This window comes from Pyxidicoccus trucidator (genome assembly GCF_010894435.1).
GTDB classification, from domain to species: domain Bacteria; phylum Myxococcota; class Myxococcia; order Myxococcales; family Myxococcaceae; genus Myxococcus; species Myxococcus trucidator.
In genome coordinates this window covers 197,955-210,951 of record NZ_JAAIXZ010000020.1, presented here as the reverse complement: position 1 = coordinate 210,951, position 12,997 = coordinate 197,955, and the positions used below count along the sequence as shown (strand labels likewise).

Annotated in this window: 8 protein-coding genes, 1 tRNA gene and 1 pseudogene; 4 read left to right on the top strand and 6 right to left on the bottom strand. The window is 68.1% G+C overall.

The genetic code is table 11. From position 1 onward, the window contains the following. Positions 1 to 190 precede the first annotated feature (190 nt). Positions 191 to 1,816 carry a cyclic peptide export ABC transporter gene (locus G4D85_RS39850; protein WP_164019478.1) on the bottom strand — a complete coding sequence of 542 codons (1,626 nt, stop codon included), beginning with the start codon at positions 1,814 to 1,816 and terminating at the stop codon, positions 191 to 193. Positions 1,817 to 2,141: 325 nt separating this feature from the next. On the opposite strand from G4D85_RS39850, the gene G4D85_RS39845 reads away from it, so the two are divergent. Continuing rightward, a complete protein-coding gene (locus G4D85_RS39845; RefSeq protein WP_164019477.1) occupies positions 2,142 to 5,216 on the top strand; it encodes a hypothetical protein in 3,075 nt (1,024 codons plus the stop codon). Positions 5,217 to 5,312: 96 nt separating this feature from the next. Here the strand turns inward: G4D85_RS39845 and G4D85_RS39840 are convergent, their stop codons facing one another. From G4D85_RS39840 to G4D85_RS39825, 4 genes and pseudogenes are all read right to left on the bottom strand, one after another. Continuing rightward, positions 5,313 to 5,894: an imm11 family protein gene (locus tag G4D85_RS39840; RefSeq protein WP_164019476.1), complete on the bottom strand. Its 582-nt coding sequence runs from the start codon at positions 5,892 to 5,894 to the stop codon at positions 5,313 to 5,315. 15 nt (positions 5,895 to 5,909) lie between these two features. Further along, positions 5,910 to 7,287, bottom strand: a pseudogene (locus G4D85_RS51030) (AHH domain-containing protein). Between the two features lie 135 nt (positions 7,288 to 7,422). Continuing rightward, entirely contained in the window at positions 7,423 to 8,322 is a 900-nt protein-coding gene (locus G4D85_RS39830) for a DUF2381 family protein (RefSeq protein ID WP_275900352.1), read from the bottom strand. A gap of 39 nt (positions 8,323 to 8,361) precedes the next feature. Further along, positions 8,362 to 10,350 (bottom strand): serine/threonine protein kinase, encoded by a 1,989-nt coding sequence (locus G4D85_RS39825; protein ID WP_164019474.1) that lies wholly within the window; start codon positions 10,348 to 10,350, stop codon positions 8,362 to 8,364. Between the two features lie 246 nt (positions 10,351 to 10,596). Here G4D85_RS39825 and G4D85_RS39820 point away from each other — a divergent pair, with 246 nt between their 5' ends. Both G4D85_RS39820 and G4D85_RS39815 read left to right on the top strand, forming a co-directional pair. Beyond that, positions 10,597 to 10,848, top strand: coding sequence for a helix-turn-helix domain-containing protein (locus G4D85_RS39820; protein WP_240359776.1), 252 nt, complete (start codon positions 10,597 to 10,599; stop codon positions 10,846 to 10,848). 138 nt (positions 10,849 to 10,986) lie between these two features. Next, positions 10,987 to 11,349 carry a helix-turn-helix domain-containing protein gene (locus G4D85_RS39815; protein WP_164019473.1) on the top strand — a complete coding sequence of 121 codons (363 nt, stop codon included), beginning with the start codon at positions 10,987 to 10,989 and terminating at the stop codon, positions 11,347 to 11,349. Between the two features lie 59 nt (positions 11,350 to 11,408). Here G4D85_RS39815 and G4D85_RS39810 read toward each other — a convergent pair whose 3' ends face one another. After that, entirely contained in the window at positions 11,409 to 12,575 is a 1,167-nt protein-coding gene (locus tag G4D85_RS39810; protein ID WP_164019472.1) for a serine/threonine-protein kinase, read from the bottom strand. 279 nt (positions 12,576 to 12,854) lie between these two features. Here G4D85_RS39810 and G4D85_RS39805 point away from each other — a divergent pair. Further along, positions 12,855 to 12,940 (top strand) — tRNA-Leu (locus tag G4D85_RS39805). Positions 12,941 to 12,997: the final 57 nt, after the last annotated feature.

Here is a 12,997-nt window from a genome sequence, read left to right as displayed (position 1 = left end):
ATGAGTCCGGGAATGGTAACAGTCCCCGAGCTTTCGTTAAAAGCAGGTTGGGCCAGCCTCGGGCTACCGGCTATGTGCTGCCCTGGCAGCCAGCCTCGGGGCGGTGCTGTTTTCGTGTTTCATCTTGTATATTGATAAAACAGGGAATGGGGGCCGGCGCAGCGCGGCTCCTGGTCCCTGGGGCAGGTGTCTACGCCGCCGCGACGAGCCGTCCGTACTCGAGCTTGATGACCCGGTGGGCGAGGTGGAAGAACCGATCATCGTGGGTGATGACCACCACGCCCTTGCCGCGCGCCGCCAGCTCCGGGAGGAGCTTGCGGTAGAAGACCTCGCGGAACTCCGGGTCCTGATCGGCGGCCCACTCGTCGAAGAGGTAGAAGGGCCGGTCCTCCAGCAGCGCCACGAGCATCGCGAGCCGCTTGCGCTGTCCCGTCGAGAGGCTCGTCGTGGAGAAGCGACCGTCGACGATCTGCAGCTTCTTCTCGAGTGAGAACAGCCGCAGGTACTCCTCCACCGCCCCCGTGAGCTCCTCGGAGGGCACCCCGCGCAGGTTCTCGAACAGGTGGAAGTCGGCGAAGATGGCCGAGAAGGTGTTGCGATACGCCTCGCGGTTCTGGTCCGTCACGGCCGCGCCGTTCCACAGCAGCTGCCCGCCTTCTGGCGCATAGAGCCCCGTGAGCAGCTTGGCCATCGTCGTCTTGCCGCTGCCATTGCCGCCGACGACGAAGATCAGCTCCCCGGGCCGCAGCTCCAGGTCGAGCGGGCCCACCCGAAACGCGTGCCCGTCATGCCCTCCGAACGAGTACGTCACGCCGGAGAAGCGCACCTCGTGGCGCTCGCTGAGCACGGGCTTGAGCGCCGTGTCGCTGGCGCCTTCGTCCGCTATCGCCTCGGTGAGCGAGACGTCGAGCTGTGAGAGCTTGTCGAGCGCGATGCCCGCCTGGGTCCAGCGCCCGACGTTCTCGATTACCCCGCGGAAGGACCCCCACATGTACATCAGCGTCATCACGTAGCCCTGCGTCGCGGACGAGCCGCTCGGGTTCAGGCGGTCCAGGCCGAACAGCGCCAGGCCGAGCACGAGCCACGTGAAGAAGTGCATGAAGTTGCCGAACAGCGCGCCGCTGTCCGAGGCCCGCACGCCCGTGCGCCGCACCCCTTCCACGGCGGGCGCGAAGTCGTGCTCGAAGAACTCGCCGCGACGGTGCCCGTTCAGCTTGAGCTCCTTGACTCCCTCGAGCACATGCTGCTGCTGGCGGTACAGGTCGTCCTGCGCGTCACGCTCACCGCGCCAGTGCGGGGCCATCTTCGTGGCCCCCACGATGTAGATGCCGATGAGCACGGCCATCGTGGGCAGCACGAGCAGCAGCCCCTGCGGGGAGAGCCACGCCATGTAGGCCAGGCAGCCGAGCACGATGGTCGAGTTGATCACGAAGGAGGGGAGCGCCGACGCCGTGGCGACCACTGTCTGCAGGTCCTGCGTGAGCGCGGCGAGCACGGGGCCATGGCCCAGGGTCTCGAGGCGGCGCAGGGGCGCCGCGAGGATGCGTCTGCCGAGCCGCAGCCGCAGCTCGGCTGCGAACGTGCGAGACATCCGCGCGAGCAGCAGCTCCGGGAGGAGGTTGCTCACCATCACTCCCAGGCTCAGGGCCACGTACGCCGCGATCATCATCGTCGTGACGGACGCCCGGTCCCTCAACACCTCGCTGATCAGCGCGAGCAGGGCGCTGTTACACAGTCCGGCGACGCTCCCGATGATGACGATCGTGATGACCGAGGCACTTGAACGGCGGAGCAACAGCAGGAAGAGGGAGATCATGATGGGAGTACTTGGCTGTGCTTCACCGGGGCTGCCCGACGAGACCGCGCGAGCGAGCTTGCCAGAATCCGTGGGCCCGTAGCGAGCGGGGGGGCATGACGCCGCCCATCGGACGTGAGCCATCTTCCTCGTATGTTACTGGATGGCAACGGTTCTGGAGCCCGCACCCGAGCCCGAGACAGGGGTGATGTCCCCCCCTGCGCTCACGCGACGTGAGGAAGCACCGTCCGATGAGGTAGCCTCATGCCAACTTGTATCTGGAGAGTCAATGCGCGCCCCGTTGGAAGATCAGCTCGACTCGGTCCTTGAACGAGATCCCGCCGGGATGTTCGCCGCGATGGATGAGCCCACGCGCGAGCGGTACCGGCAGGCCTGTCGGGAGCTGGCGGCCAGGTCGAAGAAGGAGCCTGTCGAGGTCGCACGCGAGGCGCTCCAGCTCGGCGTGGAACACAACGCCAGCGACACGCGCGAGCGGCACGTGGGGACCTGGCTGATTGCCGAGGGGCGGCCCTCACTCGAGGCCCGCCTGGGCTATCGCGCTCCCTGGCCCGCGCGCGCCGCCAGGCTCGTGCGACGGCATGCGACAAATGCGTATGTGGGCTCGCTCTTCGTGCTCCTGGCGCTCACGCTCCTCGGCTTGGAGTGGCTGCTTGCGACTCAAGGGGTTCCCGCGCTGCATCGCGTGCTGCTGGCCGTCGTCAGCGTGCCGTTGCTCCTCATGACCCTCCAGGAGTGGTTCAACGGGGTGCTCGCGAGACTGGTGGCCGAGGCGACGCCACTGCCGAGGTTGGATCCGCGGCAGGTGTTCTCTCCAGACACGCGGACCCTGGTCGTCACGCCGCTGCTGGTCGCTCGCGCAGAGGAAATCGACACCCAGCTGCGGATGCTGGAGATCAACTACCTGGGCAATGTGGAGCCCGAGCTGTTCTACGCGCTGCTGACCGACTTCCGGGATGCGCCCGAGCAGGAGCTCCCCGGCGAGAAGGAGCTGCTCTCCCGGCTGGAGCGGGGCATCGGCGAGCTCAACGAGCGCCACGGTTATCGCGAGCAGCCGCGCTTCTTCCTGTTCCACCGGGAGCGGCGGTGGAACCCCGTCGCGCGCCTTTGGATGGGCTGGGAGCGCAAGCGGGGCAAGCTTGACGAGTTCAACCGACTGGTGCTGGGCGCCCAGGACACGAGCTACGTGGGCGTCATCGTGCCCGAGCCCGTGCGCACGGTGCGCTACATCATCACGCTCGACGCGGACACCCACTTGCTGCCCGGCGATGCGGCCCGGCTGGTCGCGACGCTCCACCATCCGTTGAACCGGGCGCGCTTCGACGCGACCGGCAAGCGGGTCGTGGCTGGCTATTCGCTCCTCCAGCCCTACATCGACATGGAGCCGACCCGGGCACACTGGCTGGCGACGGGCGGATGGCCCCTGTCCATCACCCGGGAGAAGAAGAACCCCCACCAGGGCGAGGTGCCGTTGCTCCTGCAGCAGCGTCTCTTCGCGACGGGAGACTTCCTGGGCAAGGGCATCTACGACCTCGCCGCCTTCGCGCGCAGCCTCGAGGGCCGGATCCCCGAGAACGCCATCCTGGGCCACGACAAGCTCGAAGGCATCTTCGCGCGCGTCGCGTTCGTGCACGACATCAAGGTGTTCGAGAGTCATCCGAGGGACTTCACGGTCTACGCACGCCTCTGGCACCGCTGGGTCCGCGGAGACTGGCAGTGGTTGCCGTGGCTCATGCCGCGAATGCCGTCCCAGGATGGCCGCAGCGTTCCGAATACCCTGTCCCTCTACGACCGCTGGAAGCTGCTGTCCGCCCTCCTCGAGAGCCTGCACCACCTCTCCACGCTCCTGGTGCTCGCGTACGGGTGGCTGTGGCTCCCGAGCAGCAGCGCGTGGGCGTGGACGCTCGGGGCGACGCTGTGGGGCAGCCGCAACCCGCTGAGCGCGGCGCTGCGACACATGTTCCGTACCGCGTGGAACTCCGGGTCGGTTGTCTCCGGCCTGGGCATCGTGTTCGGCACGATTCCGCGGCTCCTCGTGGGCGCCATCGCCAATATGGGGAACGTCTTCCTGTTCACCGGTGTCGCGCTCGACGCCGTCCTCCGGACGCTGTATCAGCTCGCGCTCGACCGGAGCCGGATGTTGGATTGGACGACGTACGCCCAGTCCAGCCGCGAGGCGCGAACCCTCCGCACGCTGCTCGCGCTGCCCGAGGTATCGGGGGCGTTGGTGCTGTCGCTCGGCATCGGGGGGGCGCTCGCCGTGTTCAACCCGTGGGCGCTGCCCTGGGCCGCTCCGTTGCTGCTCGCGTGGGTCCCCATGATGGTGCTGTTCGCTCGCCGGGACCGGCAGCCCGCCGCGGCTCCGGCGGCGCCGGCACACGTGGACCAGCTTCGAGCCATCGCGCGGAGCTGCTGGGAGCTGTACGAGCAGCGGGCGCCGAAGGAAGGCGCGCTGCCGGGCGGCCAACCCGGGGAGGGCGAAGGGGCGAAGGCGCTGTCGCCGACGGACCTGGCGCTGGGGCTGGTGGCGCCGCTGAGCGCGTACCACCTGGGCTACGTCGGGCTGGAGGAGCTGGTGTCCAGGGTGGGAGCGAGCCTGGAGGCCATCGGGGGACTGGAGCGCCATCGCGGGCATCTGCTGGCGAGCTATGACCCGAGGGAGCGGAGGCCGGTGAGTCCCAGGCGAATCAGCACGACGGAGAGCGGAGTGCTGGCCGCGGCGCTGCTGGCGGTGGAGAGCGGGCTGCACGCCGCGCGAGAGGCGGCCACGGGAGAGGGGCGGCTGGAGGAGGTGGAGGCGCGGGCACGGGCGCTGAGAGAGGGGATGGACTTCGGGTGGCTGTACGACAGCGAGGCCGGGCTGTTGCACACCGGCTATGACGTGGAGGCGCAGGCCCTGGAGGGGACGCACCATGGGCTGCTCACGTCGGGGGCGATGCTGGCCGGATTCGTGGCGATAGCGAGCCGGCAGGTTCCGCTGAGCCACTGGGCGGCGCTGACGGCGTCGGACCAGCGGTTGAGGAAGGGTGGCGCCAGGGAGCTGGGAAGGGAGGCGCTGGCCGAGCAACTGCTGCCGACGTTGTTCGTGTGGTTCCCGCCGGCGACGTTGCTGGGGCAGGCCGCGCAGGAGACGCTGGAGGCGGGAAAGGGGAAGGGAGTCCAGCAGGAGGCCGCAGTCGAGCCACCACGCTCGGTGCTGGCGTTGCGCTTCCAGCCCGAGCGCGCGGTGGAGGAACTGCAGAGGGTGGCGCGAACCGGGCAAGTGGAGCAGCGCGAGCATGCGATGGCGTTGGCGGCGGTTGCCAACCTGACGTGCGACGACATCCTGGTACGGCACTTCCACCAGCACTGGCAGACGGCGTGGGTCGAGGCGCTGGTGTATGAAACGAAGGACGCTCAGTGAGGGAGCGGGGCGGGGCGGGGGGGCAGTGCCGCCTCGCGTCGCTTGCGCAGCGCCCTTCGCAATGTCTGAACTGGCCAGCGGCTTGATTCCGTTGGCTCAGTCGGGGCCGGTCACGTCCGTGAACTTCGTGCCGGTGATGCCTGCGCGCTCCATGGCCTCCTTGATCTTCTCGGATACGATCAAGGCCACAGTCCAGCCCCAGGTTCGGAACACCTTGGCGCCTCCCACCTTCGCCGGGTCGATGCGCATCCCGGACACCGAGGAGTACGTACCCACTTTCTCGGGCATTCCATCCTCCGGGGTCCAGTAACGCACCTCCTCGCACGCAACGTCGTCGATGCACTTCACCAGTCGGGTGGCATTGAGGATGAAGTGCTGAGCTGGCTGGGAGTCGATCTCCACCGGGATGAGCTGCACGTCGTCGGGCGCCACCCCGGTGAAGAGGGACGCCACCCTGGCATGGACGATGGGGATGCTGAATGCCGCATGGGAATAGTCGAGCGGCTTGCCGGAGATCTTGATGGGAATCCTGACGCGCTGGTCCGAGTCGGCCTGGTGCCCGATTCTGAACTGCCACGGGTCATCGAGCTTTCGGCCCTCCTGATCGAGAGGATGTCCAAGCTCCCACCGACCGGCGAGGTACACATCATCGGTCAACTTGAAGAACCGCTGTGGCACGAGGTCATCCTTCCGTCATTCGCTTCGGGTGACCAGTCGATTGAGCAGGGTGCCTTGCTTCGAAATCTCGCGCGCCAACACACCGAGGATCTTCGTCAGCGCCTCTCGGCAACGCTCGATGCTCTTGCAGGTCGAGGTTGCTTCGTCCAGCCGCTCGTAGACCTCCTCATGGTACTTCCTTGGATGTGGCCCCTTGTGGCCCGGGACTCGGACCTGGTTCGCCGCATCGTCGAGCGACATGCCCGCCCGGTCGAAGATCTCCTGGTACCTGGGTGTCCAGGGCCCCCCGTTGTTGGTGGACGTGCTGAACTTGTCGGAGGCGATGTGGTGCCAAGGTCCCTCCGCGTCCACCGGCGCCGTGGTTCCGGCGCTCGTTCCTCGTGCCGCCATGGCCAGCGCACCGGGAGCGAGCGCGATGGTGACGGCTCCTTCGACGGGGACCGCCACCGAGCTCACTTCCGAGATTGCAGTGAACCGGAAACCGCCCTGGACCTCGGCCAGCCTCGCCGCCTGTGCTGAGCCCGGAAGACCCGGTGCCTTGACCGCCAGCCCTGCGGTGCTCCCAATGGCAGCGGTCGCGAGCATGACGAAGACGCGCGCTGCGTTCTCGCCCATGACCTTGCCGTACTTCTCGCCAGCCGTGCGGACCTCCTCGAAAGTCGTGGCGACCGCTACCTCCTCGGCAAGCTGCCGCCACCCTGCGATCAGGCTCCAAACGGTGTCCACGCCCAAGTAGGCGATGAGGCACACCGTCAGGGTGGCGGCCACGCCCTTACTCACCGGCTCGGGCAGTAACCAGAGGCCGAGGTACACGGCCACGGCCGTGATGAGGGTGTTCCGCACTGCTACCGGATCCACCATCTTTCCCAGCGCCTCTTGGGGGTCTCGTCCATGACCGAGCCCATGGCGAACTGGAGGGCCAGGGTGCGCTTGGCTTCCTCACCAAGCGTGGGGCCGTCCTCCAGCAGGTGCAGGCAGTCTCGGGTGCTCTGCATCCGCTCGCACCAGCGGCTGTAGGCGCGCGTGAGTTCTGAATCCGCTTCCGGCCGCCATGCATCTACCGGTGGGAGGTGGTTGCTGTACGAATTCGGCCCTGAGCCAACGGACACGAGGCCGAGGTGTCCTCGTACGCCAGCGTACGCATCATTCGCAGGGACCAGAACAGTCGACGAGCGTCGGACCGAGGCTGCGCGGACTGGGGCACGTCGCGGCCCAACTTCGTCACGGCCTCCTTGAAGTCGTCTTCGTCCAATTCCACCGGTTCAGCGGCACCGGAGCGTGGGGTGAAGATGATGGGCTTGCCCCAGCCCGTGTCGAGACGCACAGCTCTTGTCGCGCTACTGCATCCGGCCAGCATCACGAGCAATAGGGGAATCGACCATCGTGGCAGCATGCGGAGCCCTCCTGGCGCTGGCCTCCTTCGCTCTGAAGCCATCAGTGGCGCAAGGTCGGGTAATACCAGATAAAGCCGGCAGGTGCTCCGGGCTGGTCCCTGTCTGTAGTGGATCGCGTGGGGCCGATGGGGTGCCTACGGGAAGCTCACACCGGAGAGCGTGAGCGTGCGCAGCCCGCCCGGTCCCCACAGCTTGAGCGTGAACGGCCCCTGCGCTGCGTTCGGCGTCGCGTCCGCTTCCACCACGACTCGCCCGGGCTCATCACGAGTAATCGGGGCCTTCTGCCAGAGCGTCAGAATTTTCAGGGGCGCGCCCGCCCTGCTCACCAGCGATGCGCCTTCCGCTGTCCAGGGATTCGCGGCGTCCGGGTTCTCAAGCTCCACCGCGATGGCCACGCGAGTAGGGGCGCGATAGCTCCAAGCCCGCTGTGCCCAGAGTGCGTTGCCTGGATGCTGACGGACCTCCTCGTTGACGCGGAGGGGCTTCGCGGCGACGCCCTTCTCCTCCTTGATGACGCCATTGGCCAGGAGGCCCGCGATGCCGCCCAGTCCCTTCTGCTCCGCCCGCAGCCTCGCGTTCTCCTCCTGGCACTGCTGGGTCTCCGCTCGGGCCTCCTTCGCCTCCTGTTGGTAGGACTCCGCCGTGCGTGGTTGGCGCCACACCTCGATGACGCGCTCGGTGCGCGCGGGGTGGGCGACGAGAACGAAGGCTGCCCCGAGGGGTACCGAACCGTCCTGGAAGCGTACCGTCAGCCGCAGGCGCTCGCCGGGCAGGATCTGCTCCGAGGGCACCAGCCGGAGCGTGCTTCGCCCCAGGTCCACGAGCGAGAAGCGCTTTTCACCTTCGAGCACGACCTTCGCCGGATCGAGGGCGGAGTCGAACTCGAACGTGGTGGACCTGCGCGGGCTTATCTGGACCTCGGGCGTCGGCGTCGCCTCGGTGCTGTCGGTTGGGAGCTCGATGTGACGCACCCCGAGACCCGAGGCCATGGGATGGGTTTGGGCGGTCGCGGCTCCAGACGCGAGCATGACCACCACGAGAAATGCGATGGGCGACGCGGGCACGGTCGGTCCTCACTCGAAGCGGCGCACGGCCTTCAAATGCAGGGTGGAGTAGACGAAGGCAGCGCCGGACTCACTGGTGAAGCCTGCCTTTTGGAGTCCAATACGGCCGTCCTCGGGGTCAACGAATTGCACGCAGACGGGGATGCGCTCATTCTTAAGAGTACGCGCCTCGGTGAGCCGTCCGTAGACCCGCCGCTCCGTGCCGACGAGGAGCTGCCCGGAGAACAGGGTCCCGTACGGCATGCGTCCCCAGTCTTCCTGCATGCGAACCGTGGTCGTGCCCTCGCGGACCATGATGTTTTGGGCGTCTTTGGGGCTCAGCTCGAAGGTGGTTGTAGGCCGTCTGACGCCAGGGGCGAAGAGGCCAAGTTCTTCCATGGCCTCAATGGCCCCTGGAGGGCAGTCCTCGGGCGGGGGCGTCGGGCGCACCTGGGGAGCAGGACCAGGGCAGGCCATCGCCATGCAGCCCGCGACGCCCAGGCCGAGCGCCTTGCCAACGGCTCCGACCCGGGGGCGCTGCGGATCGGGGGACACGCCGGTGTTTTTCTTCTTCACGGAAGCCTTCTCCTCGGAGAGCGTCGCGGGAAGGGCGACGGCCGCAAGGGTGGGCGCGCCATTGAGCGCGGCTGCGGCTGCGCCAGCTTCCAGCGGCCTCCAGGGAGCCGCCACTTCCTGGCCGGGAGCCCAGGACGTGAGCGCGAACGCGGGAGATGCGGGTGGTGAGTCCTCGGCCACATTGGGATGGGGCTCCAGTCCGTGACGTGCGGCAGGAGCAGGGGAGGGCGTCAGGTTGAGCGCGATCACCAGTACGCCCACGCTCAAGCCCACCAACAGACCCATCCCGATCGCCACGCGCAGCGCATTGAAGTGACGGGCTTGTACCGGGGGCGGCGCAGGCGCGGGGCCGGGGCGTGCATGAGCTGGGGGCGGCAGCTCGGACTGGATGGCCACCGCGTTTGCGTCCGGATCGTGCGCGCCCTCGCCGTGTGGCGGACGCGGCCCCCGACGAGGCCGGGCTTTGCGCTTCTTCAGCCACTGCACCAGCTCGTCTTCGCCCGCGTGCGGCACCGCCGCGAGCGTGGTGGCGGTGTCCGGTCCATAGGCGTCGCAGAGTTTCACGTCCCAGGACTCGTCCGCCTGGGCCAGCAGGGCCTCCAGCTCCGCGCACAGCGCGTCGGCGTCCGGGTGGCGCTCCTCGGGCTCCTTGGCCAGCAGGCGCATGCACACGGCACTCAGGGTCTCGGGCACGCGCGGGTTGAGCACATGAGGCGGCTTGGGCGCACGGTTGAGCACGGCCTCCACCCCTGCGGCCTCGTCCGGGAGGAAGGGCTGCCTGCCTGTCAGGAGCCAATAGAGAACGACGCCCAGCGAGTACAGGTCATCCGAGGGGCCGGGCTGGTAGGAGCGGCCACGCTCGTCCCCGTGCTCCTGCTGGAAGCGCCAGGCCTCGGGCGCGCGGTACTCCGGCGTGCCCGGTGGCAGCACTCCGCCGGTGATGCTGGGGGCGCTCTCGTACCCGCCCGCGCCGAAGTCCACCACCACTGCCTCGCCGTCCGAGGCGCGCTCGATGACGTTGCTCTCCTTCAAGTCTCTGTGCACCACCTTCGCCCGGTGCGCGGCGCCCAGCCCGCGCGCCACGCCGCGCACCTTGAGCACGACTTCTCGGGCCGAGGGGTTCTCCTCCCTGGCCCACACGTCCAACCGGCGCCCCTCCACGTAGTCCATGACGATGAAGAAGTATTGAGGCGCCTCGTCCGGCCACTGTCCGTGCCCACGGATGCGTACCAGGTTGGAGTGTTTGAGCCGCAGGAGGATGGCCACTTCGCGCTCGGCCCACTCGGCCAGCCCCCAGAGTGGGATGAGCTTGAGCGCGTAGAGCCGCCCTCCACGCCGGGCGCGGTACACGGCACCGAAGCCCCCGGCTCCCAGCTTCTCCTCCACGAGGTACCCGCCGATGTCCGTGCCCGGAGGTACGACGGGATGCAGACGCGGGCTCAAGTGTCCTCTCCTTCGGCGGGGCGTGTGGGCGCGGTGTTCCTGGACATGCTCTCAACTTCCGGCGCCGAGGTCGCGAGCAGGAGCGTGGTCCGGCTCTCGACCGATAGTTGAACTCGTACAAGTTGCCCCCCGCCCGATGGCGCGGGAGAAGGATAAACCTTGAGCGGATACTGCCGATAGACCTGATGAGCTGTATGCTCGGAGTGCCGCCGAAGCGGCAATCTCCTCTTTCTCCCAGGTCTCTTCATGTACGCGAAGCTCTCCCAGCAGATCGGAATCCATGTCCGCGCCGCCCGGCATCGGGCGGGCCTGTCGCAGGCCCAGGTGGCCGAGGCCATCCACGTGCCGACGCTGGTGTTCAGTCGCCTGGAGCGCGGCAGGTTGCTGCCCAGCCTCCCCACGCTGGTGGGCCTGTGCGGTGTCCTCAGTGTCCCCGTGGACCTCCTCCTGGGCGGTAAGGCCCTGGAGGCTCCCGCTTCCGATGGCTCCGGCACATAGGGGAAGGCGCCGCCACGTGACGGGGTCCTGCTCGCGCATCGACATGTCCGCCAAGATGCGGCAGGAAGGGGCGTCCCCGAGGCGCGGGCCCCCTGCCCGCGCCAGACCTGGTTCTCGGTGTTCCTGGTACCCCGACGCATGAACGAAGAACTGGCGACCCGAATTGGAAGTGCCGCCCGAGAGGCCCGGACGCAGCTCGGGCTCACGCAGGCGGAAGTGGCCGAGAAGCTGGGCCTCGCGCACATGGTCTACAGCCGCCTGGAGCGCGGGAAGATGCTGCCCAGCGTCCAGACGCTGCTGCGGATGTGCTCGGTGCTGCGCATCTCCTCGGACGAGCTGCTGGGGCTCGCGGACGAGGAGGAAGGGGCGAAGTCGGGCAAGAAGGGGGAGCGAGGGCAGGGCGGGGCGCCCAAGCTGCGCCAGCTCACCGGCCTCGCGCGCAAGATGGACGAGGACCAGCTCGATGCCCTCGTGAAGGTGGCCCAGGTGTTGTTGCGCTGAAACGATGCGGGCCCACACCTGGGGCCCGCTTGCTTCCAGGAATGCCCGGCCGCCCGTCCTCACTCTTCGGTTGGTGCGGGCGTCGGCTCGTCGGCGTCCAGGCCCTCGGGGAAGATGCCTTCTTCGTCCAGTTCCACCCGGTCGCGCAGGACGGACGCCTCCGACAGCATCCGCGCCAGCTCCTCGCTCGCCTCATTCCGGCCGAAGGGCTGTGACTCCGCCGCGAGCGCCGCCCGCAGCGCATCGCGCAGCTCGGCGGCCGTGGCGTAGCGCTCGGAGAGCTTGCGCTGGAGGGCCTTGTGGACGATGGCCTTGAGCACGTCCGGCAGGCCCGCCATCGCGTTCTCCACGTCTTCGGGGCGGTAGCGGTTGACGAGCGCGATCATCTGAATGAGGGGCACCGAGGGCGTCTCCTCCGTCTTCACGTCCACGGTGGCGTTGGGGGCCTTTTCGTCCTCCACGTCGAAGAGGTGCTTGCACGTCAGCATCTCCAGGAGGACGAGGCCCAGCGAGAAGATGTCGGACCGGCCATCCATGGGCTTGCGGTGCAGGTACTCGGGCGAGGCGTACGCCACGTCGCCCTTGAGCAGGAGGCCCGGCGTCTCCTCCCGGCCCACCATGAGCGAGTAGGTAGCGCCGAAGTCCGTCACCTTCACTTCGCCGCTCCGGGCCACGCGGATGTTCCGGGGCGCCACGTCGCGGTGGATGATGCCCAGCGGCCGGTTCTCCGAATCTCTCAGCGTGTGCGTGTGGTGGAGGGCGTCGGCCACCTCGGCGGCGATGTAGAGGGCGAAGGGCGCGGAGAGCGGCTTCTCGCGCATGGTGGCGAGGCTGATGAGGGTGTCCAGCGTGGGGCCGTCCACGTACTCCACGATGACGTGCGGCCGGTCGGCGTGGATTTTCAGGTGATGGACCTGGGCGATGGCCGGGTGGTGAAGGCGGAAGGCGAGCTGGACCTCCTCGATCAGCCGCTGGCAGCGCTCGAAAGTGACGGGATTGCGCAGGCGCTTGATGGTGACGAGCCCGGCGAGTCCATGGGGGAGGTGACGCTCGGCCAGGAGCACCACCTCGCCGTTTCCTCGCCGCTCCAGCGTGCGGATGGCCTCGTACGTGGTGGTCTCGACTGTGAACCGGAGCCGGGGGCGGGCGCTCTCCAGGTCGGAGGTGTTCTCCGGCGTCGGGGCCTCATTCAGTGCTTCGTCGGTGGGCTTTCTGTCATCGGTCATGTGCGGCCTCCAGGCGGAAGGGACGCGTAGCGGGCGCTGGCCCGGGTCTCCCCGGCACCCTGGTCGTGCCTCGGTTGCGGGAGACGGGGCCGGTGGCTTTCGCGGTCAAAGGTCTACTATTCGTAAACCCAAGGGGTATTGCAAGCGACCACAGGACTCGACCGAGTGGGTGCGGCTGCTCACCTGCCCGGGGCTCGCGCTCTGCCGCTGCCCTTACCTGGAGCCCCCAAACAGGGTACAAAGCCGGGATACTCACGGTAAGGTGCCGGAATTGTTGGCGCACGAGTGGCGGAACTGGCAGACGCAGCGGACTTAAAATCCGCTGACCCGCAAGGGTCGTCCGGGTTCGATCCCCGGCTCGTGCACACCTCCGGGCCTGCGAGGCCCTCCCCGGCCAGCCACCCTCCAGAGGGCCCTGCGGC